22 protein-coding genes and 1 tRNA gene are annotated in these 25,614 nt (G+C 67.8%); 16 read left to right on the forward strand and 7 right to left on the reverse strand.

The window, feature by feature from the left end:
• Positions 1 to 11: 11 nt before the first annotated feature.
• Positions 12 to 536, reverse strand: coding sequence for a 2-amino-4-hydroxy-6-hydroxymethyldihydropteridine diphosphokinase (gene folK, locus INQ40_RS08300; protein WP_194340062.1), 525 nt, complete (start codon positions 534 to 536; stop codon positions 12 to 14).
• Positions 533 to 1,870 (reverse strand): polynucleotide adenylyltransferase PcnB, encoded by a 1,338-nt coding sequence (pcnB, locus tag INQ40_RS08305; RefSeq protein WP_194340063.1) that lies wholly within the window; start codon positions 1,868 to 1,870, stop codon positions 533 to 535. Before pcnB ends, folK begins: the two co-directional genes overlap by 4 nt.
• Positions 1,871 to 1,977: 107 nt before the next feature.
• Here pcnB and INQ40_RS08310 point away from each other — a divergent pair.
• From INQ40_RS08310 to INQ40_RS08335, 6 genes are all read left to right on the forward strand, one after another.
• Positions 1,978 to 2,053 (forward strand) — tRNA-Glu (locus tag INQ40_RS08310).
• Between the two features lie 69 nt (positions 2,054 to 2,122).
• Positions 2,123 to 2,446 carry a ferredoxin FdxA gene (fdxA, locus tag INQ40_RS08315; RefSeq protein WP_194340064.1) on the forward strand — a complete coding sequence of 108 codons (324 nt, stop codon included), beginning with the start codon at positions 2,123 to 2,125 and terminating at the stop codon, positions 2,444 to 2,446.
• Between the two features lie 80 nt (positions 2,447 to 2,526).
• Positions 2,527 to 3,006: a DUF4442 domain-containing protein gene (locus INQ40_RS08320; protein WP_194340065.1), complete on the forward strand. Its 480-nt coding sequence runs from the start codon at positions 2,527 to 2,529 to the stop codon at positions 3,004 to 3,006.
• 44 nt (positions 3,007 to 3,050) lie between these two features.
• Positions 3,051 to 5,039: a bifunctional serine/threonine-protein kinase/formylglycine-generating enzyme family protein gene (locus INQ40_RS08325; RefSeq protein WP_194340066.1), complete on the forward strand. Its 1,989-nt coding sequence runs from the start codon at positions 3,051 to 3,053 to the stop codon at positions 5,037 to 5,039.
• 56 nt (positions 5,040 to 5,095) lie between these two features.
• Positions 5,096 to 5,818 (forward strand): DUF502 domain-containing protein, encoded by a 723-nt coding sequence (locus INQ40_RS08330; protein WP_194340067.1) that lies wholly within the window; start codon positions 5,096 to 5,098, stop codon positions 5,816 to 5,818.
• 18 nt (positions 5,819 to 5,836) lie between these two features.
• Positions 5,837 to 7,660, forward strand: coding sequence for a DUF885 family protein (locus tag INQ40_RS08335; RefSeq protein ID WP_194340068.1), 1,824 nt, complete (start codon positions 5,837 to 5,839; stop codon positions 7,658 to 7,660).
• Positions 7,661 to 7,751: 91 nt separating this feature from the next.
• Here the strand turns inward: INQ40_RS08335 and INQ40_RS08340 are convergent, their stop codons facing one another.
• On the reverse strand, positions 7,752 to 9,092 hold the full coding sequence (locus INQ40_RS08340; RefSeq protein WP_194340069.1) for a DEAD/DEAH box helicase: 1,341 nt from the start codon (positions 9,090 to 9,092) through the stop codon (positions 7,752 to 7,754).
• A gap of 467 nt (positions 9,093 to 9,559) precedes the next feature.
• Here INQ40_RS08340 and INQ40_RS08345 point away from each other — a divergent pair, with 467 nt between their 5' ends.
• Together INQ40_RS08345 and xseA are read left to right on the forward strand one after the other, a co-directional pair.
• Positions 9,560 to 11,650: a M13-type metalloendopeptidase gene (locus tag INQ40_RS08345; protein WP_194342489.1), complete on the forward strand. Its 2,091-nt coding sequence runs from the start codon at positions 9,560 to 9,562 to the stop codon at positions 11,648 to 11,650.
• Between the two features lie 107 nt (positions 11,651 to 11,757).
• Complete coding sequence (gene xseA, locus INQ40_RS08350; RefSeq protein ID WP_194340070.1) at positions 11,758 to 13,095, forward strand: exodeoxyribonuclease VII large subunit; 1,338 nt, start codon at positions 11,758 to 11,760, stop codon at positions 13,093 to 13,095.
• Between the two features lie 19 nt (positions 13,096 to 13,114).
• On the opposite strand, the gene INQ40_RS08355 is transcribed toward xseA, so the two are convergent.
• Both INQ40_RS08355 and dapA read right to left on the reverse strand, forming a co-directional pair.
• Entirely contained in the window at positions 13,115 to 13,621 is a 507-nt protein-coding gene (locus tag INQ40_RS08355; RefSeq protein ID WP_194340071.1) for a hypothetical protein, read from the reverse strand.
• A gap of 13 nt (positions 13,622 to 13,634) precedes the next feature.
• The gene (gene dapA / locus INQ40_RS08360) at positions 13,635 to 14,540 is read right to left on the reverse strand and encodes a 4-hydroxy-tetrahydrodipicolinate synthase (RefSeq protein WP_194340072.1); all 906 of its coding nucleotides are present in this window, start codon (positions 14,538 to 14,540) and stop codon (positions 13,635 to 13,637) included.
• Between the two features lie 195 nt (positions 14,541 to 14,735).
• Between dapA and INQ40_RS08365 the strand changes: the two genes are divergently transcribed.
• The 3 genes from INQ40_RS08365 to INQ40_RS08375 are packed head-to-tail and all read left to right on the forward strand — an operon-like array spanning position 14,736 to position 17,229.
• Positions 14,736 to 15,296 carry a glycine cleavage system protein R gene (locus INQ40_RS08365; protein ID WP_193983727.1) on the forward strand — a complete coding sequence of 187 codons (561 nt, stop codon included), beginning with the start codon at positions 14,736 to 14,738 and terminating at the stop codon, positions 15,294 to 15,296.
• A gap of 12 nt (positions 15,297 to 15,308) precedes the next feature.
• The gene (locus tag INQ40_RS08370; protein ID WP_194340073.1) at positions 15,309 to 15,782 is read left to right on the forward strand and encodes a peroxiredoxin; all 474 of its coding nucleotides are present in this window, start codon (positions 15,309 to 15,311) and stop codon (positions 15,780 to 15,782) included.
• A gap of 49 nt (positions 15,783 to 15,831) precedes the next feature.
• The gene (locus INQ40_RS08375; RefSeq protein ID WP_194340074.1) at positions 15,832 to 17,229 is read left to right on the forward strand and encodes a PhoH family protein; all 1,398 of its coding nucleotides are present in this window, start codon (positions 15,832 to 15,834) and stop codon (positions 17,227 to 17,229) included.
• Here INQ40_RS08375 and sulP read toward each other — a convergent pair.
• Positions 17,208 to 18,893 carry a sulfate permease gene (sulP, locus tag INQ40_RS08380; RefSeq protein WP_194340075.1) on the reverse strand — a complete coding sequence of 562 codons (1,686 nt, stop codon included), beginning with the start codon at positions 18,891 to 18,893 and terminating at the stop codon, positions 17,208 to 17,210. The genes INQ40_RS08375 and sulP overlap by 22 nt on opposite strands.
• 131 nt (positions 18,894 to 19,024) lie before the next feature.
• On the opposite strand from sulP, the gene INQ40_RS08385 reads away from it, so the two are divergent.
• On the forward strand, positions 19,025 to 19,876 hold the full coding sequence (locus INQ40_RS08385) for an alpha/beta fold hydrolase (protein ID WP_194340076.1): 852 nt from the start codon (positions 19,025 to 19,027) through the stop codon (positions 19,874 to 19,876).
• Between the two features lie 53 nt (positions 19,877 to 19,929).
• Here the strand turns inward: INQ40_RS08385 and galE are convergent, their stop codons facing one another.
• Complete coding sequence (galE, locus tag INQ40_RS08390) at positions 19,930 to 21,036, reverse strand: UDP-glucose 4-epimerase GalE (RefSeq protein ID WP_194340077.1); 1,107 nt, start codon at positions 21,034 to 21,036, stop codon at positions 19,930 to 19,932.
• Positions 21,037 to 21,256: 220 nt separating this feature from the next.
• Between galE and INQ40_RS08395 the strand changes: the two genes are divergently transcribed.
• Genes INQ40_RS08395 through INQ40_RS08410 form a run of 4 tightly spaced genes read left to right on the forward strand, consistent with a single transcriptional unit; the run spans position 21,257 to position 25,606 of the window.
• Positions 21,257 to 21,898, forward strand: a complete 642-nt coding sequence (locus INQ40_RS08395) for an XrtA/PEP-CTERM system exopolysaccharide export protein (RefSeq protein ID WP_194340078.1) — start codon at positions 21,257 to 21,259, stop codon at positions 21,896 to 21,898.
• Complete coding sequence (locus tag INQ40_RS08400; protein WP_228481966.1) at positions 21,895 to 23,466, forward strand: XrtA system polysaccharide chain length determinant; 1,572 nt, start codon at positions 21,895 to 21,897, stop codon at positions 23,464 to 23,466. The genes INQ40_RS08395 and INQ40_RS08400 overlap by 4 nt, the downstream gene beginning before the upstream one ends.
• A complete protein-coding gene (locus tag INQ40_RS08405; RefSeq protein ID WP_194340079.1) occupies positions 23,463 to 24,218 on the forward strand; it encodes a polysaccharide biosynthesis protein in 756 nt (251 codons plus the stop codon). Before INQ40_RS08400 ends, INQ40_RS08405 begins: the two co-directional genes overlap by 4 nt.
• A gap of 8 nt (positions 24,219 to 24,226) precedes the next feature.
• Positions 24,227 to 25,606, forward strand: a complete 1,380-nt coding sequence (locus tag INQ40_RS08410) for an outer membrane beta-barrel protein (RefSeq protein WP_194340080.1) — start codon at positions 24,227 to 24,229, stop codon at positions 25,604 to 25,606.
• Positions 25,607 to 25,614 lie beyond the last annotated feature (8 nt).

The raw sequence follows: 25,614 nt of genomic DNA on the forward strand, positions 1-25,614 counted from the left end.
AGTGCTCGCTATCAGCCGCGTGGGGGTGCGGCGGTTGTACACGGTAGCGCTTCGATGTCCGCGCAGGCCAACCCGGTCAGCGCGTCGGCCGCCGGCCCAATGCCCGGAATGGTGGCGTCGGGCGCGATTTCCAACAGGGGCAGCAAGGCGAAGGCGCGCTCGTGCAGATGCGGATGCGGCACCCTCAGGCCGGGCTCGTCGATGATGCGATCGCCGTACAGCAACAGGTCAAGATCCAGCGTTCGCGGACCCCAGCGGTCGCTGCCATCGTCCCGGCGCACCCGACCTGCGTCGCGTTCGATCTCCAGCAGGGCGCCGAGCAGCGCCTGCGGGGCCAGATCGGTGCGCAGCATGGCGACGGCGTTGAGGAAGTCCGGCTGATCCGTCACGCCCCACGCCGGTGTGCGATACAACGCGGAGGTCGCCAGGACGCTGGTGTCCTTCAGGCCACCGAAGGCCGCGAAGGCCGTGTGCATGATCGCCGCGCTGTCGCCCAGGTTGCTGCCCAGGCCCACGAACACAACGCTTGCGGTCATTCGCCGGCGGCTGCGGTGGACCTGCGGCTGCGCCGCCGCGGCCGCGCAGGTGCATCGTCCTGGAAGTCCACATCATCGCGCGGCCGCGGACTCGGCTGGCCCGGGCCCATGCCGACCCGCTCCTGCTGCTCGCGCCAGAACTCGACGTCCTCGGCGTGCTCATCGGAGGCGGCTAGGCGCAGGCTGAGGAAGTCGAACGCGGCACGGAACCGGGGATGGCCCAGCATCCGCGACACGCGTTTGCCCTGCCGCAGCGAGAAACGCGACTGCAGCAGCCAGATTTCCTGCATCGGAATGGAGAACCGGCGCGGCAGTGCGACGGTGGACAGTTGGCGCACCGTGACGCGGTCGGCGGCCCGGCGCTGCGCGTCGACCGGTTGCACGCCCTGCGCCTGCAACGCGATCAGCGCGCGGCAATACGCCGGCCACAACAGCAGGGCGAACAGGAACGCCGGGGATACCGGCTCCTCGTTGGCGACACGCTCATCGGTGCCGCGCAAGCCATCGATGACCACGCTGCGCAGCGCGCCGCTGCGGTTGGCCTTCAACGCCGCCGCGGTATCCGGGAACAGCGCCGGCAGCAGGCCGCGTGCCTCGAGACCTTCAAAGCTCCTTACCGCGTGACCTGAGAGGAACAGCTTCAGGCATTCCTCGAACAGGCGCGCCGAGGCCGCTTCCGAGAGCAGCGATGCCAGTCGCGGGATCGGCTCGGCGGTTGCCGGCTCGATCTCGAAACCCAGCTTGGCCGCCAGCCGCACCGCGCGCAGCATGCGCACCGGATCCTCGCGGTAGCGCGTCTCCGGGTCGCCGATCAGCCGCATCAGCCGCTTTTGCACGTCCTCGAAACCGCCGGTGTAGTCGCGCACGGAGAAGTCTTCGATCGTGTAGTACAGCGCGTTGGCGGTGAAGTCGCGCCGGACCGCGTCGTCCTCGATGGTGCCGTAGACGTTGTCACGCAACAGCCTGCCGCCCTCGTGCTGCTCGCGGTCGCCGCTGCCGTCGTCGGTGTTGGCGCGGAACGTCGCCACCTCGATGATCTCGCGGCCGAACACCACATGGGCCAGGCGGAACCGGCGGCCGATCAGGCGGCAGTTGCGGAACAACTGCTTGACCTCCTCGGGCGTCGCGCTGGTGGCCACGTCGAAATCCTTGGGCTGGCGACCGGCCAGGAGGTCGCGCACGGCGCCGCCTACCAGATACGCGGAGAAGCCGCCGTCGCGCAACCGGTACAGCACCCGCAGCGCATTGGGACTGATGTCCTTGCGGGAGACGTTGTGCTGGTCGCGCGGGATGATCCGCAGTTCGGGCTTGGAAGATGGGTTTTGTTCAGGCATCAGGCGGGCGTCGCCGCTTTGGGAATTTCGCAGGATACCAGTTGCCGGGAGCTTCGGCCGTCCCTATACTGTGCGGCCACGCAACGGTGAGAGTCCGGCGTGGATCTGCTCCCTTCGTCTAGAGGCCTAGGACGTGGCCCTCTCACGGCTAAAACACGAGTTCGAATCTCGTAGGGAGCACCATCTACCGAAAGCCCGCGCATCGCTGCGCGGGCTTTCTTTTTCGTGCGCTGACATCCGGGAATACGAGTCATGACCTTCGTCGTCACCGAGAGCTGCATCAAGTGCAAATACACCGATTGCGTCGAGGTGTGTCCGGTCGACTGCTTCCATGAAGGCCCCAACTTCCTGGTGATCAATCCCGAGGAGTGCATCGACTGCACACTGTGCGAGCCCGAATGCCCGGTCAACGCGATCTACCCCGAGGACGACGTGCCGCGCGGGCAGGAACTGTATGTCGCGCTCAATGCCGAGCTGGCGGCGATGTGGCCGGTCATCGCCACGCGCAAGGACCCCCCGCCGGACGCGGCCGAGTGGGACGACAGGACCGGCAAGCTGCCGCTGCTGGAGCGCTGAGGCGCGTCGGCGTGTGCTGCGGCGCTTGAATATACGCTCGCGTATGGCAGGCTGGCCGTCCCTCGTAGAACTGCCCCGCCATGAAAGCCGGCCTGCTTCGCCACATCCTCAACCTCTGGCCCCCGTTCCTGTTCAGCGGCGTCCATGTCACCCGTCTGGACGCGGACTACCGCCACGCGCAGGTGGAGCTGCGCATGCGCCCCTGGAACCGCAACTACGTGCGCACCCATTTCGGCGGCAGCCTGTTCGCGATGACCGACCCGTTCTGGATGCTGCTGGTGATGCAGTCACTGGGTCGCGATTTCATCGTCTGGGACAAGGCGGGCGAAATCGAATTCGTCAAACCCGGTCGCGGCACGGTGCATGCGCGTTTTGATCTGGAGGACACGGTTCTGGACGAATTGCGCCACGCCACCGCTGGCGGCGACAAGGTGCTGCGCTGGTTCGACACGGAGGTGACCGATGCGTCCGGTGATGTGGTTGCGCGGGTCCGCAAGCAGTTGTACGTCAGGCGCAAGCGTGACCGCGATCGCAGCAACGCGGCGGACACGCGCGGATAACGAATGACGGGGGTATGCTCCCAGATTCGCGACAGGGGGCCGCGATGACAGGCGCGAACTACATCGACAACGATCATGCACTGCCGGTCATCCGGGGCTATCGCCTGCTCCGGGTGTTGAACCGTGGCGGGATGTCGACCGTCTACCTGGCCGAGCAGATCGCGCCATCGCGCGAAGTCGCGATCAAGGTGATGGCGGGCACCGCGTTGTCGGACGAAGTCAGCCGGCGCCGGTTCGAAAACGAGGTGCGCACCATCGCGCGGCTCGAACATCCGCACGTGGTGCGCATCCACGAACTGGGCCGGACCGCCGACGGGCTGCCCTACTACACGATGCCCTACCTGGCGCGCGGTCACCTGGGCCAGCGCGACTTCCGGCGCGAAGACGGCCGGGCCGACGAGCCGCGCATCATCGACACGGTACGGACGCTGCTGTCGGCACTGGAATACGCCCACGGTCGCGGGGTCGTGCACCGCGACGTCAAGGCGGAAAACGTGCTGTTTGGCGATACCGAGCAGCCCCTGCTGGCCGACTTCGGCATTGCCCTGCGGCGCGGCTTCGGCCCGCGGGTGACCGCGACCGGACTGGCCGTTGGCAGCACCGCTTACATGGCCCCCGAGCAGGCCCGCGGCGAGGACGTGGACGGACGCGCCGACCTCTACAGCCTGGGCGTGCTGGCCTGGGAGATGCTGACCGGCCACCTGCCCTACGAAGCGGGCGACGCGCTGGCGATGGCGGTGATGCACGCACAGAACCCGATCCCCAGGCTTCCGGCGCACTTGCGCCATTGGCAGCGCTTCATGAACCGCGCGCTGGCCAAGCAGCCGGCCCAGCGTTTCCAGGACACCGCGCAGATGCTGGCGATGCTCGCCCAGGTTGAACGCCGCGGTCGCTGGCCCCGGATCACGACGGGGCGCGACCGTGTCCTGCGTACGGCCGCGCGGGTTCCCGGGCGTGTCTGGCTGGTGGCTGCCGTGGTGGCCGCACTGGCGATCGGCCTGCCGCTGGCGGGGAAAGACAAGGCGGCCGAGGATGCCGAGCACGCCGCAGAGATCCTGGCGGAGGAAGCGCGCCGCGAGGACCCCATCCCGGCCATGCTGCAGCCGTTGCCCGAAGCGCCGCTGCAGATCGCCCTGGACAAAGCGCGCCAGCAGATCGCGCAGAACCGCCTCACCACGCCGGCCGAAGACAACGCGTTTTCCAGCCTCATGAACGCCTGGGCCAGCAACCCGGACGATCCGGCGGTGCTGGAACTGATCGATACCCTGACCACCGCGCTGGGAGAGTCGGCAGTCGCCAACCTGCGCGCCGGGCGGGACGAGCAGGCAGGAGGGCAGATCGAACGCATCCGCCTGCTGGGGACGGAAACCTCGAGCCTGGAATCGCCGGCCCAGCGACGGCTGGGCTCCGCCATCGAGAAGATCCTGGAAGCGCGCATTGCCAAGGCGGCCGGGCGCACCGACAACAGCGCGGCGATCGCGGCGGCGGCACTGGCAGAACCGTTCGGCTTGGCGCCGGAGACCGTTCGCAGGCTGCAGGCCCGCGCCGCCGCGGTTCCCACCGGATCCACGCCGCGAAGCACCGCCGGTGCCATGGTGGCGCTGGCGACCAAGCCGGTCAGCCGCGACGAGTACGCCGCCTTCGCCGATGCCACCGCGCGCAAGCCGGCCTTGTGCCGCGAGCGCTCGTCCCTGCTGCGGATGCTGGCGCCGCGTGACTGGCGCGGACCCGGCTTCGACCAGGACGGATCCGATCCGGTGCTGTGCGTATCGCTCGCCGACGCGCAGGCCTACGCGGAATGGCTGAGCCAGCAGACCGGCCGCAGTTACCGCCTCCCCACGGCGGTCGAATCGCGATCCATCGCGCCGCAGATCAGCGGACGCGAGGTCGCCCTGTGGCAACTCGACTGCGGCGAGGGCTGCCGCGAGCGCGCCGTGCTGGGCGGTTCTTGGCGCAAGCAGGAGGCCAGGCGAATGCTGGATGCAGGACGCGGCTACGACGACGTGGGCTTCCGGTTGCTGCGCGATCCCTGAATCGCGCGGCCGATTTCCGGCACGTCGGGGCCCGGCGCGCCGTCTACAATCGCCGCATGCGCACACCTACCCTGCAACGACTGTTTCTTACCGGGCTGCTGACCCTGCTGCCCTTGTGGCTGACCCTGATCGTGGTCAAGTTCGTTTTTGCCCTGTTGTCGGATATCAGCCGACCGATCACGGGGCCGATCCTGCAGCGCATCGCCAGCGTGGACCCGCAGGCCCTGGGCTGGCTGACCGACTCCTGGGTGCAGACCCTGCTCGCGCTGGTGGCCACCTTGCTGCTGATCCTGTTCACCGGGGCGATGTCGCGCCGGGTGTTCGGGCAACAGTTGCTGCGCTGGATCGAGACGCTGATCGGCCGCGTGCCGTTCGCCAGCACCATCTACGGCAGTGCGCGGCAGTTGCTGAACATCCTGCAGACCAAGCCCGGTGGCACGCAGCGGGTGGTGCTGATCGATTTTCCGCATGACCAGATGAAATCAGTCGGCTTCGTGACCCGGGTGCTGCGCGAGGAAGGGACCGGTCGGGAGCTGGCCGCCGTGTATGTGCCGACGACGCCCAACCCGACCTCGGGTTATCTGGAAATCGTGCCGATCGAGAAGCTGACGCCGACCGACTGGAGCGTCGACCAGGCGATGGGCTTCATCATCTCCGGAGGCGCGATCTCGCCGGACAACATCCCCTTCTCCGCACCGCGTACCGTCGCGCCCGCGCCGGCGCCGGCACCCGCCCCGGCACCGTCACCGACCGCGGAGCCCTCGCCCGGCCGCGCCTGACTTCCTGGAGACCCGACCATGCGCCCGTCCACGCCCGCCACCCTGCTCGCCCTCGCGCTCGCCACGGCGATGGCCGGCTGCTCCCCCAACACGGCCACCGGCAGCGCCGAGACGGGTTCCATCGCCGGCATCCAGTCGGTCAGCGACAAGCCGGAGCACCTGGACCGTCTGTATGCGCTGTATTGGGAGGAAACACTCAAGCGCAATCCGCTGGCCGCGACCTACCAGGGCGACAACCGCTACAACGACCAGCTGCCGAACTTCCTGTCGCGCGAGTACCGCGACACCAGCCGCGTATTCACCACCGGGTGGCTGGAAAAGATCGAATCCCTCGGCCCCGACGGCCTGGAAGGCCAGGACCTGCTGAGTTGGCAGATCTTCGTCCGCGACGCGCGCGACGAGCTGGCGAGCCAGCGGTTCCCCGCGTGGATGCAGCCGATCAACCAGTTCTACAACATCGCCTCCACCTTCGTGCAGCTCGGGTCGGGCACCGGCGCGCAGCCATTCAAGACGGTGCAGGACTACGACAACTGGCGCGAGCGGGCCAGCAACGTGCCGGTGCTGTTCAACCAGGCGATCGCCAACATGGGCGAAGGCATCGAGGCCGGGGTCGTGCAGCCGCGCGCGCTGATGGAAAAGGTGCTGCCGCAGCTGGATGCGCTGATCAAGCAGGACCCGCGGCAAACGCTGTTCTGGAAGCCGGTGGCGGACATGCCGGAAAGTTTTTCCGACGCCCACCGCAAGCGCATCGAGGACGAGTACGCAACGCTGATCGCGACCGTCCTGATGCCTGCCTACCAGCACCTGCGCGACTACATCGCCAACGACTACCTGCCCCACACGCGCGCCTCGGCCGGCATGGCCGACCTGCCCAACGGTCAGGACTGGTACGCCTTCCGCGTGCACCAGTCGACGACCACCGATCTTTCGCCGGGGCGGATCCACCAGATCGGCCTGGACGAGGTCGCGCGCATCCACGAACGCATGCACGAGGTCATGCACCAGGTGGGATTCAAGGGCACGCTGCAGGAATTCTTCGTCTTCATGCAGACCGACCCGCGCTTCGAGTTCGCCAGCGAGGACGAGCTGCTCGCGTTCTATCGGGGCCTGGAAGCCAAGGTCAACGCGAAAGTGCCCGAGCTGTTCTCGCTGGTGCCCAGGTCGCCGTTCGAGATCCGCCCGGTGGAGGCGTTCCGCGCGCAGTCGGCGGCCGGCGGTTCCTACATGACTCCCAGCGAGGACGGCAGCCGGCCCGGCATCTTCTACGTCAACACCTACGACCTGCCGACCCGGAAGACCTGGGACGCGGAGGACCTGTTCCTGCACGAGGCGATCCCCGGCCACCATTTCCAGCTGGCCCTGCAGCAGGAGCTGACCGGCCTGCCGGCGTTCCGCCGCTTTGGCGGACAGACCGCCTACATCGAGGGCTGGGGCCTGTACGCCGAGTCCCTGGGCCGCGAGCTGGGGGTGTATGAGGACCCCTACGACTATTTCGGCTACCTGCAGAACGAGCTGTGGCGGGCGATCCGGCTGGTGGTGGATACCGGCCTACACAGCAAGGGCTGGACTCGCGATCAGGTGATCGACTACATGCTCGAGAACTCCGCGGAAAGCCGCACCCAGGCCGTCGCCGAAGCGGAGCGTTACATGGCGATCCCCGGCCAGGCACTGGCCTACAAGATCGGCGAGCTGAAGATCCGGGAACTGCGCAGGCGCGCTGAACAGGCACTGGGCGACAAATTCGACATCCGCCAGTTCCACGCCGAGGTGCTCAAGGACGGGTCGGTCCCGCTGGACGTGCTGGAGGACAAGATCGACCGCTGGATCGCGGCCAGCCAATAGCCAGCCGTGCAAAAGCGAACGGCCCGGAATTTTCCGGGCCGTTCTGCGTTATGCCTGTCCCGCGGAAGGAGCTCTGCGGGAGTGCTACTGATCAGGCACTGGAGCCGTCGCGGAACGAGCCACGGCCACCGCGCGCGCCGGGACCGGCCGAGCGCTGGCGCGGCGCGCCTGCATGGGCATGCCGCGGCGCTGCCGCGTGCGGACGTGCGGCCGCGCGCGGGCTGTTGTTGCGCGGCGGACGGCCGGCACCGGCGTTGTTGCGCGGGTTCGGGATGGCCACGTCCAGGCGGATCGGGCGGCTGGGCTCGTAACCCGGCACGACCACCATCTCCACGTCCTTCTTCAGCACGTGCTGGATCTGGCGCAATAGGCCACCCTCATCGTGGGAGACCAGCGACAGCGCCTCACCGGTGGAGCCGTTGCGGCCGGTACGACCGATCCGGTGCACGTAGTCCTCGGCCACCATCGGCAGGTCGAAGTTGATCACCAGCGGCAGGTCAGGGATGTCCAGGCCGCGGGCGGCCACGTCGGTCGCCACCAGCACGCGGGCACGGTTGCCCTTGAAGTCGCGCAGGGCTTTCTGGCGCTGCGCCTGGCTCTTGTTGCCATGGATGGCCACCGAGCGCAGGCCGGCGGCCTCGAGCTGTTCGGCCAGACGGTTGCAGCCGTGCTTGGTGCGACCGAACACCAGCACCTGGTCGCCCGGACGCTTGGCGATGATGTCGATCAGCAGGTCGCGCTTGCGGCCGCTGTCCACCGGGTGGGCACGGTGGGTGATCGTGTTGGCGATCGCGTTGTTGGTGGCGACCTGGACCTGCTTGGGGTCGCGCATGAACTGCAGCGCGAGCTGTTTGAGCTGGGACTCGAACGTCGCCGAGAACAGCAGCGTCTGGCGCTCCGCTGGCACGCGGCCGAGGATGCGCTTGATCGCCGGCAGGAAGCCCATGTCGAGCATGCGGTCGGCCTCATCCAGCACCAGCACCTCGATCTCGTCGAGCTTCACGGTACCGCGCTCGATGTGGTCGATCAGGCGGCCGGGCGTGGCGACGATCACGTCGACGCCGCGGCGCAGGTTCTCGACCTGCGGGCCCATGCCGGCGCCACCGAAGATCGTGCAGAAGTTCATCCGCAGATGCTTGGCGTAGCTGCGCAGGCTGTCGTTGACCTGCACGGCCAGCTCGCGGGTCGGCACCAGGATCAGGGCGCGCGGCTTGCGCGAACCGTTGGGGCCGGTCTGCTTGGACAGGCGGTTGAGCAGCGGCAGGCCGAACGCGGCGGTCTTGCCGGTGCCGGTCTGGGCGCCGCCGAGCAGGTCGTTGCCGGCCATGATCAACGGAATGGCCTGGACCTGGATCGGGGTCGGGCTGGTGTAGCCCTGTTCGGCAAGCGCGCGCAGCAAGGCAGGCGCAAGGCCGAGGTTTTCAAAAGACATGTTGTAGCTCCGAATATAGAGAACCGCACAGAGGTGCGGTAAAGACCCGGAGCGTTCCCTGTAACCGCGCTGCGAGTATTGGTGGTGACGGCACCGGATGCTCCGGGCCGTGTCGGCGCGACGAAAGACGTGCGGGATATTCGCACCGGACCACGCCTTTGGGCGGGGGGTCTTGGCCGACTGGCCAACCCGTGCGAGGGCATACCTGGGAAACGTGACCCTTGCGGGCAGGCAGCCGTGCGCTGAACAGGCGAATCTTACGTGATGCATCCCGATCGCGCCACTGTGCGCAGGTCCTCGTTCAGATATCGCGTCCCATGACCTCTGACACGCCTCCGTGATGCGCGTTGGGTCTACTGTCCACACTGATCGGCTTCGACGCACTGTTCTCGGGGCTGCCCTTTCCAACGCCAATGCCGGAGCCTCACGTGAGCCACACCAAATCAAACCCCATCAAACCCCGGGTGCTGTTGCTGAGCCTGGCCATCGCGACCGCGGTTGCCGCGTGCTCCTCCAAGGATGCCGCGCAGGACGCGGACCGCGCCGCGACCACCACCAAGGGCGAGCCCGCCGTCGCTACCCTGACCCTTGACGAGAGCACGCTTCCGCCGGTCAACCGCTTCCAGGTTTCCGACCTCGACAAGTCCGGCGACGCGTGCACCGATTTTGGCAGCTACGTCAACGGCACCTGGCTGGCGGCCAACCCGATTCCCGGCGACCGCACCAGCTGGGGCGCCTTCGAGATGCTGTCGGAGCGCTCCACCGCCGCCCAGCGCCAGCTCGCCGAGCAGGCCGCGGCCGACACGAACGCAACCGGCGTGGAAGCCATCGTCGGCAACTTCTGGGCCACCGGCATGGACGAGGAGAAGATCAACGCCCAGGGCATCAAGCCGATCCAGTCGCGCCTGGACGCCATCGCCGCCCTGGATGACCAGCAGAAGATCACCGACTACCTGCGCACCAGCGCGGCCGAGGGCGAGAACTTCCTGTTCGGCTTCGGTGCCGAGGCCGACTTCAAGGCCTCCGACATGAACATCGCCTACGCCGCCCAAGGCGGCCTTGGCCTGCCGGACAAGACCTATTACGTGGACGCCGACAAGGCCGACAAACTCGCCGCCTACCAGGCCCACGTCGCCAAGGTGCTTGAACTGTCGGGCATCGACGCCGCCCAGGCCGCCGAGCAGGCCAAGCAGGTGGTCGCCTTCGAGACCCGTCTTGCGAAGGTGTCCAAATCGAGCGAGGAGATGTCCCGCGACGTCTCCCTGTTCTACAACCCCATATCGCCGGCCGAAGCGGACAAGCTGACGCCCAATTTCCCGTGGACGACGTTCTTCGAGTCCCAGGGCGTGGCGACGCCGAAGATGTTCTCCCTGGCCATCCCCGCCTTCCACGAGGAAGTCAGCAAGATGCTGGCCGACGTGCCGGCCGAGCAGTGGCAGGCCTACCTGCGCTTCCACACCGTCGACGGCGCGTCGCCCTACCTGTCCGATCCGTTCGTGCAGGAGAACTTCAACTTCTACAGCAAGGCCATGCGCGGCCAGGCGGAGATGAAGGAGCGCGGCAAGCGCGTGCTCGACACCATTGAGGGCGCGACCGGTGAAGCACTGGGCCAGCTGTACGTGAAGGTCGCTTTCCCGGCGGAGTCCAAGGCGCAGATGGAGCGCCTGGTGGGCAACCTCAGCGACGCGCTGAAGGTCCACCTGGAAGGGCTGGACTGGATGAGCGATGAGACCAAGGCCAAGGCCATGGAAAAGTGGGCCAGCTTCACTCCCAAGATCGGCTTCCCGGACAAGTGGCGTGACTGGAGCGGCCTGGACACCAGCCGCGACAGCTACATCGACAACGTGATCGCCGCCAACGAGTTCAACTACAAGTGGAACCTGTCCAAGATCGGCAAGCCCGTGGACAAGACCGAATGGGGCATGAGCCCGCAGACGGTCAACGCCTACTACAACCCGCTGGCCAATGAGATCGTGTTCCCGGCCGCGATCCTGCAGCCGCCCTTCTTTGATCCCAACGCCACCGACGAGATGAACTACGGCGGCATCGGTGCGGTGATCGGCCACGAGATGATCCACGGCTACGACGACCAGGGCAGCCGCTTTGGACCGACCGGCAACATGGAAAACTGGTGGACGCCCGCCGACAGCAAGGGCTTCGAGGCGCGCACCGACAAGCTGATCGCGCAGTTCAACGGGTACGAGGCGATGCCGGGCAAGCACGTCAACGGCAAGTTGACCCTGGGCGAGAACATCGCCGACCTGGGCGGCCTGGCGGTCGCCTACGACGCGATGAAGAAGGCCACCGCGGGCAAGGACGACCCGATGACCGACGGCATGACGCGCGACCAGCGCTTTTTTGCCAACTGGGCAACCGTGTGGCGCCGCAATTTCACCGACGACGAGCTCAAGGTCCGCCTGGCCACCGACCCGCACGCGCCGGCGAACTTCCGCGCCATCGGTGCGCCGTCGAACATGCCGCAGTTCGCGGCGGCGTTCGAGTGCAAGCCCGGCCAGCCCATGGTCCGCGCCAAAAACCAGCAGGTGGTGATCTGGTAATCGCCCCGCGCGTTGGTGCATCACCGGCCAACTGATGGCCGCCAAAAGGCCCGGATCGATTCCGGGCCTTTTGTTGTTACCGTAGTCCGCCGTCCTGCCCTGCCGCCATGAATTCCCCAGCACCCGACCACGTCCTCACGCCCAGCCAGCTCAACACCCTGGCGCGCGACCTGCTGGAAGGGGCATTTCCGCTGGTCTGGATCGAGGCGGAACTGGGTAATGTGGCCCGCCCGTCGTCGGGGCACCTGTACTTCACGCTGAAGGACTCGCGCGCGCAGGTGCGTTGCGCGATGTTCAAGCCCAAGAGCACCTGGCTGAAGTTCATCCCCCGCGAGGGCATGAAGGTGCTCGCGCGCGGACGGCTGACGCTGTACGAGGCGCGCGGCGAGTACCAGATGGTTCTGGACCACATGGAGGAGGCCGGCGAAGGCGCGCTGCGACGGGCGTTCGAGGAACTCAAGGCGCGCCTGCAGGCCGAAGGCCTGTTCGAGCAGGCGCGCAAGCGTCCGCTGCCGCCCTATCCCGCGCGGATCGGCATCATCACCTCGCCCAGCGGCGCGGCCGTCCGCGACGTGGTGAGCGTGCTGGCACGCCGCTTCCCGCTGGTCCAGGCCGACGTGCTGCCGGTCCAGGTGCAGGGCAATGCCGCCGCCGGGCAGATCACCGCGATGCTGCAGCGCGCGGCCGCGTCGGGTCGCTACGACATCCTGGTACTCGCCCGCGGCGGTGGCTCGCTGGAGGACCTGTGGGCGTTCAATGACGAGCAGCTGGCGCGTGCGATCGTGTCCTGCCCGGTGCCGGTGGTCGCTGCAATCGGCCATGAAACCGACTTCAGCCTGTGCGATTTTGTCGCCGACGTGCGCGCGCCGACGCCGTCGGTCGCAGCCGAGTTGCTGGTGCCCGCGCGCGAGGACGTCACCCGGCACCTGCGGGCATTGGAAGCGCGGCTGGCCAGCCTGCAGTCACTGCACCTGCGTCACGCGATGCAACGGGCCGACCGCGCCGCGCTGCGCTTGAACGCCATGCGTCCGCGGGCCCGCCTGGACCTGCTGCACCGGCGCCAGCTCGAGGCAATGCGGCGACTGGACGATGTCCTGCGGCGCAGGCTGGGCGATGCGCGTGTGCGCCTGCGACATGCCGACGCGGTGCTGCGCCTGCACCATCCGCAAGGGCGCATCCAGCGCCTGCGCGAGCGACTGGCGGCGCTCGCCACCCGCCCGCAAGCGGCGGTGGCGCGGCGCATGGCCAACGACGCACTCGCCCTGCGCGGACTGGCCCGGTCGCTGGAGGCGGTCAGCCCGCTGGCGACGGTCGCACGCGGCTACGCGATCGTCCGCCATGAGGACGGCCGGGTGGTGCGCAGCGTCCTGGACGCCGCGCCCGGTGATGGGCTCCAGCTGCAGCTCGGCGATGGCAGGCTGCGGGCGCGGGTGGAGCCCCGCTGACCTCGCGGTCGGGCGGTGCTTACTGCCCGCCGACCGCCGACTTCAAGGCCGCCAGGAGCTGTGCGGCCGATGCCTCGCTGGCCGGCGTGGCGCGCGGATTGAGCGTGGACACCGTCGAACCGGCGGCGGCGCTGTTGACCCGAACCAGGAAGTTCGCGCCCTGGTAGCTCAGGTCGAACACACCCAGGGTCTTGGCGCGGTTTTCGATGGTGACACCGCCAACCGCGGCCAGGGCCTTGTCGATCCGATCAAACGCCGTGTCGCGGTCCTCGCTCATGCTGAAGCCGGCACTGGACGCGGACTTGGCGCTGCTCACCGTCTCCGAGGCGGTAACCGGGCCCGCCGGCGCCTCGCCGGTCGCGCTCCCGCCTGCCAGGACCAGGTCCGGTGGCACCTCGAGCGGGCGTGTCTGCGCGGTATAGAGCGAATTGTCCTTGCGCAGCCAGCTGCAGCCCGACATCGCCACCAGGCCAACAAGGAGAACGCCGGCAACCGCGGCGCGGGACATCGGGACGGTGGAACGCATGGGAATCTCCAGGTCAGCCATCGACTTCAGCGTCGCAGGCAAGTTCAAGGTCACGGACCGCGGCGGCAACCGCAACGGCCGCATCATGGTGGGCTGCGGACAGCGGCAGCAAGGGCAGGCGCAGTCCGGTGCCGATCTGCTGGCGCGCGAGCAGCGCCTTGACCGGAATCGGATTGGACTCGACGCCAAGGAAGGCATGGATCTCTGCCATGCGGCCGCTCCAGCCCGTGGCAGCAGCGCCCTTGCCGTTGCGGGCGAGCTCGCACAGGCGGCGCATCGAGCGCGGCAGGACGTTGGACGCGACCGAGATCACACCGTCGGCGCCGGCCAGCATCGCCCGGCATGCGGTCATGTCATCGCCGGTAAGGACGACAAAATCGTCGGCGCGCAATGCCAGCAGTGAATGCATCCGCTGCGGCTCGATGCTCGCCTCCTTTATCCCGACGATGCGCGGGTGCCCGGCAAGCTGGGCGACCGTAGCGGGCAGCATGTCCACGCCGGTCCGGCCCGGCACGTTGTAGAGCAGGATCGGCAGCGCGCCGTCGTCGGCAACGGCGCGGTAGTGCGCGACCAGGCCGGGATGGGTGGGACGCACGTACGGCGGGGTCACGACCAGCGCGGCATCGGCGCCCAGCGCCGCGGCGCGGCGGGTCTGCTCGATGGTCCCGGCGGTGGCCGACTTTCCGGTACCGGCGACCACCGGCACCCGCCCGCCAATGCGCTCGACCGCCAGACGCAGCAGCACGTCGAATTCGGAATCCAGGAGCGCCGCCGCCTCGCCGGTCGAGCCGGCGACGACCACCGCCTGCGTGCCGCCTTCCAGCTGGAGGTCGATGAGGCGTGCCCACGCATCCAGGTCCAGCTCGCCGTCGACGTCGAAAGGGGTTGCCAGTGCGGTGATGCTGCCGGAAAGTCGCAAGTCGGGGGCCTTGATCGAAGGGATGCTGGGGCGCGCGCAGGGGCGTTGCCGAGCTGCCGATGTTACTTGCGGCGCGAAAGCACGGGCAAGTATGCTGCCTGCAGCCCCGCTCCGCTCGCGGAACGCGGTTCAGCTCCGGGCGATGCGCGGTCGCGCACCGGATCGGAGCCAGCCCCCACTTTTGCAGGCGAAGCCTTGACCGATCCAACTCCGCGGCCGTCGCCGAATGAAAACCACCTCCTGATCAACGCCTATTCGACGCATCCGGACTCTCCCTTGTTGCCAGTCTCGCGGCGGATCACTGAAAGCGGCTGCAACCTCGTCGACGCCCGCCTGTCCACCGTCGGCCGCGATGTCTCGGTCACGGCGCTGGCGATGGGCTCCTGGGACGCGATCGCCAAGCTGGAGGCCATGCTGACCCGGCTGGAGCGCGAGGACAGCATCAAGCTGATCTGGTACCGCACCGGCGAGAAAGAGGCCCAGTCCGACCTGCTGCCCTACATCGTCGAGGTGGTGGCGGCCGACAAGCCGGGCATCACGTTCCAGCTGGCCGATTTCTTCGACCGCCAGGGCATCAGCATCGAAAGCCTGCACTGCACCCGCTACCGGGCGATGCAGACCGGCGCGGACATGTTCTCCGCGCAGATCACCATCGGCGTCCCGGCCAGCATGCATATCGCCGCGCTGCGCGATGACTTCCTGGAGTTCTGCGACCACCTCAACCTGGACGCGATCCTGGACCCGATGAAGTTCTGAGGAGACCCGTTGATGCTCGACACCGGTGACGCTGTTCCCGCCGATCTCCCGCTGGCCCTGTCCAGCGGCGCCACCACCACCCTCGCCGACTACCGTGGCCAGTGGCTGGCGCTGTACTTCTACCCCAAGGACCACACGCCGGGCTGCACCACCGAGAGTCGTGACTTCACCGCGCTGCTGCCGCAGTTCGAGGCGGCCGGCGCGCGCATCCTGGGCGTCTCACGCGACTCGGTGAAGACCCACCAGAACTTCATCGCCAAGCAGGACCTCGGCTTCGAGCTGGTCAGTGATGCCGACGAGGCCCTGTGCAACGCCTTCGGCGTCATCCGCGAGAAGACCATGTACGGCCGCAAGGTGATGGGTATCGTGCGCAGCACCTACCTGATCGATCCCGACGGCACCATCGCCCACGTCTGGCAACCAGTGAAGGTGCCCGGCCACGCACAGGCCGTGCTGGATGTACTGCTAGCGCATGCCGGCACCTGATCCTGACGGCGCGCCACGCGAACCCCTTTAACGCGCTGCGGAGTTTTCGATGACCGGAAGCAAGCGGATCTACGTCCTGGACACCAACGTGCTGATGCACGACCCGACCGCGCTGTACAAGTTCCAGGAGCACGATGTCTACCTGCCGATGCAGGTGATCGAGGAGCTGGACGCAGGCAAGAAGGGCACCACCGACGCCAGCCGCAACGCCCGCCAGGTCAGCCGTTTCCTCAACGAACTGGTCGAGGCCGCCGGCAGCGACAGGATCGCCGACGGCATTCCGCTCACCCCGCCGGGTGGCCTGAAACTGCGCGGCCAGACCAACGGCGGGTGCCTGCGCTTCCAGACCGACAACTTCGATGCCGGCAAGCGTTTTGGCGCCGTGGTCCCTGACAACGCCATCCTGGGCGCGATCCTCGCCCTGCAGGAAGCCGAGCCGACCGCCCACGTGGTGTTCGTGTCCAAGGACATCAACCTGCGGATCAAGTCGGCGATTGCCGGCATCGTGTCGGAAGACTACGAGAACGACCGCGCGCTGGACGATTTCAGCCTGCTGTACACCGGCGCCACCGAGCTGCCCGCGGATTTCTGGCGGCGCCATGGCAAGGACCTGCGCTCATGGACGGATCGCGGACACACCTACTACGAGATCAACCGGATCGAGGGCGACAGCTGGTATCCCAACCAGTTCCTGTACCTGCCCGGCGATGACGATACCGAGCTGAGGGTGACATCGGTCGGCGCCGACAGCGTCATCCTGCAGATCGTCGATGACTACCGCCATGTCCAGCACGCCGTCTGGGGCATCACCGCGCGCAACCGCGAGCAGAACTTCGCCCTCAACGCGCTGATGGACCCGGAGATCGACTTCGTGACGCTGCTGGGCACTGCTGGTACCGGCAAGACGCTGCTCGCGCTGGCCGCGGGCCTGGCCCAGACCATGGACCAGCAGCGCTACCGCGAGATCATCATGACCCGCGCCACGGTCAGCGTCGGCGAGGACATCGGCTTCCTGCCCGGCACCGAGGAGGAGAAGATGACGCCGTGGATGGGCGCGCTCACCGACAACCTGGAAGTGCTGACCCACAACCAGTCCGGTGGCAGCTGGGGGCGCGCGGCCACCAACGACCTGTTGGCGAGCCGGATCAAGATCCGCGCGCTGAACTTCATGCGTGGCCGCACGTTCCTAACGCGCTGGCTGATCCTGGACGAGGCGCAGAACCTCACACCCAAGCAGATGAAGACGCTGATCACCCGTGCCGGCCCCGGCACCAAGATCGTCTGCTTGGGCAACGTCGAGCAGATCGACACGCCCTACCTCACCGAGACCACGTCCGGGCTGACCTACGCGGTCGATCGGTTCAAGGACTGGCCGCACAGCGCGCACGTGACCCTGCGCCGCGGCGAGCGCTCGCGCCTGGCCGACTACGCCTCCGAGGTGCTCTGAGGCGGCAGTGCTCCCTTTTCGGCGCGCTCGCGCTCCACGTAGGCGAGCGCTTCACCCAGGTCTGCAAAGTAGCTGGCCGGATCGGAGCGACTGACGATCCCGGCACGCACCAGCTTGCGCAGCACGCGCAGGCTGGCGCCGCAGAGCAGGATGCGCACGCCCTTTTTCGCCTGCGCCTGGATGGTCGTATCGAGCCGCTTCAGCCCGGTCGCATCCAGCAAGGGCACCCGGTCCAGCCGCAGGACGAGGAACTCCGGGCCGCCGCGGCTCCAGGACAAGGCGCGATCCAGCGACTCCACCGAACCGAAGAAGAACGGCCCGTTGATCGAATAGACCATCACCCCGGGCGGCAGTTGCTCGCCCCCAAGCCGCGCCAGTTCCGCGCGCAGCGAGTGCGGGTCCTCCTCCAGCACCTCGACGGAGGACGACATGCGGCGCACGAACTGGAACATGGCCAGGATCACGCCGATGTTCACCGCCACCACCAGGTCGGTGAAGATCGTCAAAGTGAAGGTGATCAGCAGGATGACCATGTCCGCGCGTGGCGCACGGCGCACCATGCGTACAAAGCGCCCCGCCTCGCTCATGTTCCAGGCAACGACGAACAGGATCGCCGCCAGCGCCGCCAGCGGCACCTTGCCGGCGTAGGGCGCGATCACCAGCAGCACCAGTACCAGCGTGACGGAGTGGACGATGCCGGCCAGCGGGCTGGTGGCGCCATTACGGAAATTGGTAGCGGTACGGGCCAGCGCCCCGGTCGCGGCGATGCCGCCGAACAGGGGCGAGACGATGTTGGCAACGCCCTGCCCGATCAGTTCCTGGTTGGAGTTGTGGCGCGTGCCCGCCATGCCGTCGGCGACCACCGCCGACAGCAGCGACTCGATCGCCCCCAGCATGGCAATGGTGAAGGCGGCCGGCAGAAGCATGGTGATCTGGTCGAAGCTCATGTCCGGCCAGTGGAAGCTTGGCAGCGTGCGGGGGATGGACCCGTAGGCCGACTCGATGGTGGCCACGCCGGGCATGGCGAACGCGGTCGTCAGCACCGTCGCTACGATCATCGCCAGCAAAGGCCCGGGCACCTTGGTCAGCCCGGGTATCCGCGGCCCGAGCAGCACCAGGGCCAGGCTGCCGAGCCCGATCAGCGTGGTCGGCCAATGCAACTGCGCAAACGACTGCAACAGGCCGTAGGTCTTCTGGTAGAACGCATCGCCGGACGGCGTCGGAAGGCCGAAGAAGTACTGCCACTGGCCGACCCAGATGATCACCGCAATGCCGGCGGTGAAGCCCACGATCACCGGATCGGAGATGTAGCGGATCACCGCGCCCAGCCGGGCCAGCCCCATCAGCACCAGGATCACGCCGGCCATCAGCGTCGCCACCAGCAGCCCTTCCACGCCGAACTGGGCGACCACGCCGGCGAGGATGACGATGAAGGCGCCGGTCGGGCCGGCGATCTGGATCCGGGTGCCACCGAAGATCGACACCAGCAGGCCGGCGATGATCGCCGTGTACAGCCCCTGCTCGGGCTTGACGCCCGATGCGATCGCGAAGGCCATCGCCAGCGGCAGGGCAACGATGCCGACGATGATCCCGGCGACGATGTTGGGCAGCCAATGGGCGCGCTTGAACAGTCCGGCGCGATAACTCTCGATCAGCGCAATCATGCAGACGGCATCCAGGACAAATCGTTTCGCATCAAGACCGTGACATCCCGCGCATGGAACCCCCGATGGATTCTACGCCACGGGTTTTTACCGGTGGTATGGTCGCGGGCCGCTTCCGCCGGCATGTCCCTATGAACCACACCCCTGCGCCTGAAGTCCTGCGATTGCAGGCGGTCGCGGCGGACGGCCATCGCTGGGAATTGCAGGCCGTCATTCCCGCCGAGGCGACCGCGCGCCTGTTGTGGCTGCCGGCGCTGGGCATTGCCGCGCGACACTACCTGCCGCTGGCGCAGGTCCTGGCTTCGCGCGGGGTGGCGGTGTTCCTGCACGAGTGGCGCGGGCACGGCAGCAGCAGCCTGCGCGCGGGACGCGACTGTAACTGGGGTTACCGCGAACTGCTGGAACTCGACCTGCCCGGCAGCGAGTCCGTCCTGGCCGGGCAGACAGCGCCGGGATTGCCGCGGATCCTCGGTGGCCACAGCCTGGGCGGACAGCTCGCCTGCTGCAGGGCGGCGCTGGATCCCGCCGCCGCGGCGCAGCTCTGGCTGGTCGCCAGTGGCGCGCCGTGGTGGCGGGCGTTTCCGGCGCCGATGCGCTGGGCGCTGCTGGCCGCCTATCGCGTGCTGCCCTGGCTTGCCTCGGTCAATGGCAACCTGCCCGGGCGACGGCTCGGTTTCGGCGGCCGCGAGGCACGCGGGCTGATTGCCGATTGGGCGCGTACCGCGGTGAGCGGACGCTACGCGGCTGCAGGGCTGGACGCGGACCTGGAACAGGCACTCGCCAACGCCAGCCCGGCGATCCGCGGCGTCGTTCTGGCCGATGACTGGTACGCGCCAGAAAGCTCGTTGAACTTTCTGCTCGGCAAGATGCCGCACGCGAGCATTTCGGTAACCACGCTGGATGACGCTGCCCTGGGCATCGACGCCGACCATTTCCAATGGATGCAACGACCCGACGCGGTGGCCGCTGCCTTGCTGGATTGACGTATCGCGCGCGCGCGGGCGCCCGTCGGCGATTCCACGAACTGGCGCGTGCCTCAGCGCACCGAGGTCGTCTCTGGCACGGGCGGCCGGATCTGCGGCGGGACACGGTCGGGTGCAGGAGTTTCCGCGCGATCCGCGTCGACCTCCGGAAAGCCGTAGCCGTGCGGGTTCATCCGTTGCCAACGCCACGCGTCCCGGCACATGGCGTCGACGTCGAGTTCGGCGCGCCAGCCCAGCAACGCCTCGGCGAGTCCGGGATCGGCGTAGACCTCGGCCACGTCCCCGGCACGCCGCTCAACGATCCGGTAGGGAATGCGGCAACCGGACGCGCGCTCAAAGGCAGTTACCAGCTGCAGCACGCTGACGCCGCGTCCGGTACCCAGGTTGACCGTGGCGCTGCGGTCCTCGCGCAGCAGGAACTCCAGCGCGTCAGCGTGGGCGCGGGCCAGGTCCATGACGTGGATGTAATCGCGCACGCCGGTGCCATCGACGGTGGGCCAGTCGCCGCCATACACGGCCAGGCAATCGCGCCGGCCCACGGCCACCTGGGAAATATAGGGCATCAGGTTGTTCGGCTCCCCGCCGGGGTCCTCGCCGATGCGTCCGCAGGGATGCGCGCCGACCGGGTTGAAGTAGCGCAGGTTGACCGCGCGGAAGTCCGGATCGCGCTCGCACAGGTCCTCGATCAACTGCTCCATCACCAGTTTGCTGCGGCCGTACGGGTTGGTGACCCGCAGCGGCGCGTCTTCGCGCACGGGCACCGAGTCTGGATCGCCGTAGACGGTGGCCGATGAGCTGAACACCATGCGGCCGACGCCGGCCTCGCGCATCGCCTGCAGCAGGTGGATGGTTCCGCAGATGTTGTTGTCGAAATAGGCCAGCGGGCGCGCGCACGACTCGCCCACGGCCTTGAGCGCGGCGAAGTGGACCACGGCATCAAAACGGGTGCAGGCAAAGAGGCTGGCGACGGCCCGGCGATCGCGCAGGTCCACCCGGTGGCAGATCGGTGCTGCACCCAGGATCCCGCCGAGCCGGTCCAGCACCAGCGGCGAGCTGTTGACAAAGCTGTCGGCGATCACCGCCTCGTGGCCGCGCGCAGCCAGAACCGCGCATGCGTGGCTTCCAATATAGCCGGCACCGCCCGTTACCAGGATGCGCATCGATCCGTCCCCACGCGTGCAGATACCCAGCACAACGCGAAATGCCGCGTTTGCCGGTAACGCGACGTTTCCGCGTTCTACCTGACATGACCGTGTTCACGCCTGCGCCGCCACAACCGCCGTGGCTGGCGCGCGCCTTTCGGGCGGGGCCATCCGCGTGGCCGGCGCGGGTCCGGCACCGCGTTGAACGCGTTAAACCGGCAACACCAAGGGGAATTCCATGACTGCGCATCACCACCGATCGCTGGCCCTGCTCCTCGCGCTCATCGCCGCGGCGATGCTCACTGCCGGCTGTTCCTCGACCGGGGACACGATGTCGCATCCGCCACCGGCGAATGTCGCGCAGACCAGCGTGGACGCCTACCACATCGGCGTGGACGACCTGGTCCGGGTGACCGTGTGGCGCAACCCGGAGCTGGAGGTCACCGTCCCGGTGCGGCCGGACGGACGGATCTCGGTGCCGCTGGTGGGGGATGTGATGGCCGCCGGCCGCACGCCCGATGAGGTGGCTGCCGACCTGCAGGAAAAGCTGGCGGTGTACGTCCGCGACCCGCAGGTGGCGGTGATCCTCACCGACCTGCGCAGCCACGAGTACCTCTCGCGCGTGCGCGTCACCGGCGCGGTGCGCCAGCCGGTGTCGATCCCCTACCGGCCGGGCATGACCGTAATGGATGCCGTGCTGGCCGCAGGCGGGGTGACCGAGTTCGCCTCGGCCGACCGAGCCGACCTCTATCGCAAGGACGGGGAGACCACGCGTACCTATCCGGTGCGCCTGGAACGGATCCTCAATCGCGGTGACCTCTCGACCAATTTCAACGTGGCCCCCGGCGACGTGATCACCGTGCCGGAGCGCGTGCTGTGAGCACCCTGCCGGCCGAATGGGCGGGCGACGATCGCCCGTCCGCACTCAGCCTGGTGCCGGTTGCGCTGGAGGAGATCAAGCGCCATCCGGTGCGCCTGTTCGGTCTGTTCGCTGCCATCGCACTGCTGGCTTTGACGGCCGGCTTTGTGCTGCCGCGCAAGTACGTCGCCAGCACCACCATCCTGGTGGAACAGGGCAACATCATCGCGCCGCTGATGGAGGGGCGCGCGGTCCCCACCGGCGTCGCCAACCGGGCCTCCATCGCCAAGGAAGTCGCCTTCAGCCGGCGGGTGGTGAATGACGTGCTGGAGGCTGGGGGCTGGCTGGAGGCCAACCCCACCCCGCTGGCACGCGAGCGCCTGGCCGAGCAGGTCACCGGACGCACCCAGATCACCAACCCGGGCGAGAATCTGATCCAGATCACCTATTCGGATTCCGACCCGCAGCGCGCCTATCGCGTCACCAAGCGTTTCGGTGACCTCATCATCAGCGAGAGCCTGGCGGCGAAGAGCCGCGAAAGCCGGGACGCGTTCGAGTTCATCGAATCGCAGGTCGGCCTGTACCACGCGAAACTGACCGAAGCGGAAGCCAACCTGGAGCGCTACCGGACGCAGAACCCCGACGCCCGTCCGGGCACCGATGTCGACGTCAATGCCCGCATCGGCGAGTTGCGGCGCCAGGTCGAGTCCTCGCGCATGGACCTGATGGACCTGCGCTCGCAGGAAGGCGCGCTGCGTTCCCAGCTGAGCGGCGAAAACGAGATATCCGTCGTGCAGACGCGGGTCGGCCAGATCCAGGCGCGACTTGCCGAGCTGCAGACCCAGCGCAGCGGCCTGCTGCTCAACTTCACCGAGCAGCATCCCGATGTGGTGCGCACCGAGCACCAGATCCGTGACCTGGAGGCCGAACTGAAACGCGAAGCGCAACGCCAGGAAACGCGCACGGCGAGCGACCCCAGCGCCCTGGACGGCTCGGCGATGTTCAATCCGTTGTACGCCGAGCTGCGCAGCAAGATCGCCGACGCCCGTCGCCATGGCGCTGCGGCCGCGAGCCGGATCGGTGCCGGCGAGTCGCTGCTGGCGCAGGAGCTGGAGCGCAGTCGCCGGATCGCCTCCTCCGAAAGCCGGCTGGCCGAGCTCACGCGCGACTACGAGGTCAACCGCGACCTCTACCAGGACCTGCTCAAGCGCCGCGAGAACGCGCGCGTATCGATGAACCTGGACGACGAGAGGCAGGGTTTGAGTTTCCGCATCCAGGAGCCGGCTTCCGTTCCGCTGCGGCCCAGCGGGTTGCGCCTGATGCACGTCGCCGGCGCCGGTCTGCTGGCCGCGTGCGTCGTACCGCTGGCGCTGCTGCTGGGAATGATCAAATTCGATTCGCGCGTGCGCACGCCGGTGCAGATCCAGCGCGACGCAGGCCTGCCGGTCCTCGGCGTGGTTCCCGCCTTCATGACCAGGCGCCGCCGTGCCCAGAGCCGGCGCCAGATCGCCCTCGCCTCCCTGCTGTTCCTGATCGTGCCGGCCGTGTACGGGTTGGCCCTGGCCATGAAACTGGTGCATGTCCTATGAATGACTTCTCTCTGGGCGGCGTGCGCGAAATCGACGACATCGATGGAATCGCGGAACGGCGCATCGCCAGCCGCTCCATCGCACGCATGGGCACCTCACGGGAACTGACCCCGCAGCAGTCCACCGAGCGGTCCATCATCCATCGCTCCGACGTTGCCCGCCCCGAAGTGGACGCGTTCCGTGAGCTGCGTACCCGGCTCCTGGCGACCGCGGACGGCAACTTCGTCACCCTGGTGGCACCGGTCAGCCGGGGAGCCGGCGGCAGCTTCGTCGCCCGCAACCTGGCCGCCGCCTTCGCCTTCGACGACAGCAAGAGCGCGTTGCTGGTGGATTGCGACCTCCGGCATCCCTCGCAGCACACCACGATGAAGGTCGACATCCCCCGAGGCGGCTTGATCGACTACCTGGAGGACCTGGGCAGCGACATCGCGCCGGTGCTCTACGACACCGGCGTGCCGCGGCTTAGGCTGCTGCCGGTCGGCCGGCTGCGTGAGAACGGCGTGGAGTACTTCTCCTCTTTCCGCATGCGCTTGCTGATCGATTCGCTGCGCTCGCGGTACCCGGACCGCTACCTGTTCCTTGACAGTCCACCGGTGAACGGCGGGCCGGATGCGCGCATCCTGGCGGATCTCGCTGATGCCGTGGTGCTGGTCGCCGGTTACGGCAAGGACACGCCGGCGGCGATCAGCCGGGCCGCGGCCAGCTTCGACCCGGCGAAGTTTGCCGGGGTCGTCTTCAACCAGGGCGTGTAGACGACGCCATGGCACATGCGCGAAAGCCGACCGCCAGCCGATGCTTCCCCTCGCTCCCGCTCCGGCTGCCGCGCTCGGTGTTGGCGGGGGCGCTGTGGCTGGCATTGCCGGCGAGCGCGGTTCCGGCGGAGCTGGATTACCAGCTGGGATTGTCGCTGCTGCGCTCCGACAACATCGCGTTGGCGTCCTTCGATGAAAAATCCGAGACGGTGGTCTCGCCCAATGCGCGCTTCGAGTTCCAACAGCGCGGTCCGCGCGTAAACGCCAACGCACGGGGCAGCGTGTCCTACCTGGAGTACCTGTCCAACACCTTCGACAACGACGTGCGGGGTGAGCTTGTCGGGGAAATGACCTGGAACGTCGTGCCGCAGCGCGTCGACTTCGTCGTCAACGATTACCTGAACCGCCAACCGGTCGATGTACTGACCAGCTTCAACCCCGGCAACGAGCAGGAGGTCAACGTCTTCATTGCAGGCCCGACGTTCCACGTGCGCCCGCGGGCCGGCACGCGTGGCCAGCTGGACCTGCGCTACGCCAACAGCTACGCCGAGGACAACAAGGATTTCAACGGCGACCACTACAACGCGGCGGCCAGGCTGGTGCGCGATACCAGCGCCACCCGGTCGGTGTCGCTGAACCTTGAGACGACCCGCTCCGAGTACCGGGACAACGAAAACGACTACACCCGCAGCGACGCCTATGTCGGTTACGCGCTGGCGCTGGCGTCGCTGGAACTGACCGCGACAGCCGGCTATTCGCAGCTGCGGCTTGAGCGCGACGGGACTCTTGGCGAGCCGATGGCCAGCCTGGGCGCGGGCTGGACACCCACGCCGCGCAGCCGGCTGGCGGCCGTCGCCCGGACCGGTTTTTCGAACGCGGTGCAGGACGTCGTCAACCGCTCCACCGACCTGAGCGGCTCGATCCTGAACGAGATGAGCAGCAATGACGTTCTGGTCGGGCCCAGTGCGGTCCGCCAGCACGAGGCCTATCTCGCCTACCACTTCACCGGCGAGCGGGTCGGGTTCCACGTGCAGCCTTATTACCAGCGCTCGCGCCTGGCCACCGATGACGCTGCCGATCCGGCAGACCCCACCGACCCCGACGCCGATCTGCTCGCCACGCGTACCAACTACGGCGCGCTGGTTTCGGTCGACTACGAGGTGAGCCCGCGCAGCACGGTGACAGTCCTGCTCGCACACGACGTGAACCGTTACGCGGCGCTGGACCGCAAAGACCTGGGCTACGTCGCGGCATTGGCGTTTGCCAACCGCATGAGCCGGCACTGGAGCTGGCGCGCCAACCTCCAGCACCGGCGCCGCAACAGCGCGGTGGCGGGCGCGAGCTATGACGAGAATTCCGTTGTACTCAGCATCGCCTACCTGCGCTGACGCCATGC

The sequence above is a fragment of the Lysobacter sp. H21R4 genome (assembly GCF_015277535.1).
In the GTDB taxonomy this organism is placed as follows: domain Bacteria; phylum Pseudomonadota; class Gammaproteobacteria; order Xanthomonadales; family Xanthomonadaceae; genus Novilysobacter; species Novilysobacter ciconiae.

Excerpts from the sequence above, each read along its gene's own strand:
- pcnB (WP_194340063.1), bottom strand. The coding sequence starts at position 1,870 with ATGCCTGAACAAAACCCATCTTCCAAGCCCGAACTGCGGATCATCCCG.
- fdxA (WP_194340064.1), top strand. The coding sequence starts at position 2,123 with ATGACCTTCGTCGTCACCGAGAGCTGCATCAAGTGCAAATACACCGAT.
- INQ40_RS08410 (WP_194340080.1), top strand. The coding sequence starts at position 24,227 with ATGGCACATGCGCGAAAGCCGACCGCCAGCCGATGCTTCCCCTCGCTC.
- INQ40_RS08330 (WP_194340067.1), top strand. The coding sequence starts at position 5,096 with ATGCGCACACCTACCCTGCAACGACTGTTTCTTACCGGGCTGCTGACC.
- INQ40_RS08325 (WP_194340066.1), top strand. The coding sequence starts at position 3,051 with ATGACAGGCGCGAACTACATCGACAACGATCATGCACTGCCGGTCATC.
- INQ40_RS08405 (WP_194340079.1), top strand. The coding sequence starts at position 23,463 with ATGAATGACTTCTCTCTGGGCGGCGTGCGCGAAATCGACGACATCGAT.
- sulP (WP_194340075.1), bottom strand. The coding sequence starts at position 18,893 with ATGATTGCGCTGATCGAGAGTTATCGCGCCGGACTGTTCAAGCGCGCC.
- INQ40_RS08320 (WP_194340065.1), top strand. The coding sequence starts at position 2,527 with ATGAAAGCCGGCCTGCTTCGCCACATCCTCAACCTCTGGCCCCCGTTC.
- xseA (WP_194340070.1), top strand. The coding sequence starts at position 11,758 with ATGAATTCCCCAGCACCCGACCACGTCCTCACGCCCAGCCAGCTCAAC.
- INQ40_RS08340 (WP_194340069.1), bottom strand. The coding sequence starts at position 9,092 with ATGTCTTTTGAAAACCTCGGCCTTGCGCCTGCCTTGCTGCGCGCGCTT.
- INQ40_RS08375 (WP_194340074.1), top strand. The coding sequence starts at position 15,832 with ATGACCGGAAGCAAGCGGATCTACGTCCTGGACACCAACGTGCTGATG.
- folK (WP_194340062.1), bottom strand. The coding sequence starts at position 536 with ATGACCGCAAGCGTTGTGTTCGTGGGCCTGGGCAGCAACCTGGGCGAC.
- galE (WP_194340077.1), bottom strand. The coding sequence starts at position 21,036 with ATGCGCATCCTGGTAACGGGCGGTGCCGGCTATATTGGAAGCCACGCA.
- INQ40_RS08355 (WP_194340071.1), bottom strand. The coding sequence starts at position 13,621 with ATGCGTTCCACCGTCCCGATGTCCCGCGCCGCGGTTGCCGGCGTTCTC.
- INQ40_RS08335 (WP_194340068.1), top strand. The coding sequence starts at position 5,837 with ATGCGCCCGTCCACGCCCGCCACCCTGCTCGCCCTCGCGCTCGCCACG.
- INQ40_RS08385 (WP_194340076.1), top strand. The coding sequence starts at position 19,025 with ATGAACCACACCCCTGCGCCTGAAGTCCTGCGATTGCAGGCGGTCGCG.
- INQ40_RS08370 (WP_194340073.1), top strand. The coding sequence starts at position 15,309 with ATGCTCGACACCGGTGACGCTGTTCCCGCCGATCTCCCGCTGGCCCTG.
- INQ40_RS08395 (WP_194340078.1), top strand. The coding sequence starts at position 21,257 with ATGACTGCGCATCACCACCGATCGCTGGCCCTGCTCCTCGCGCTCATC.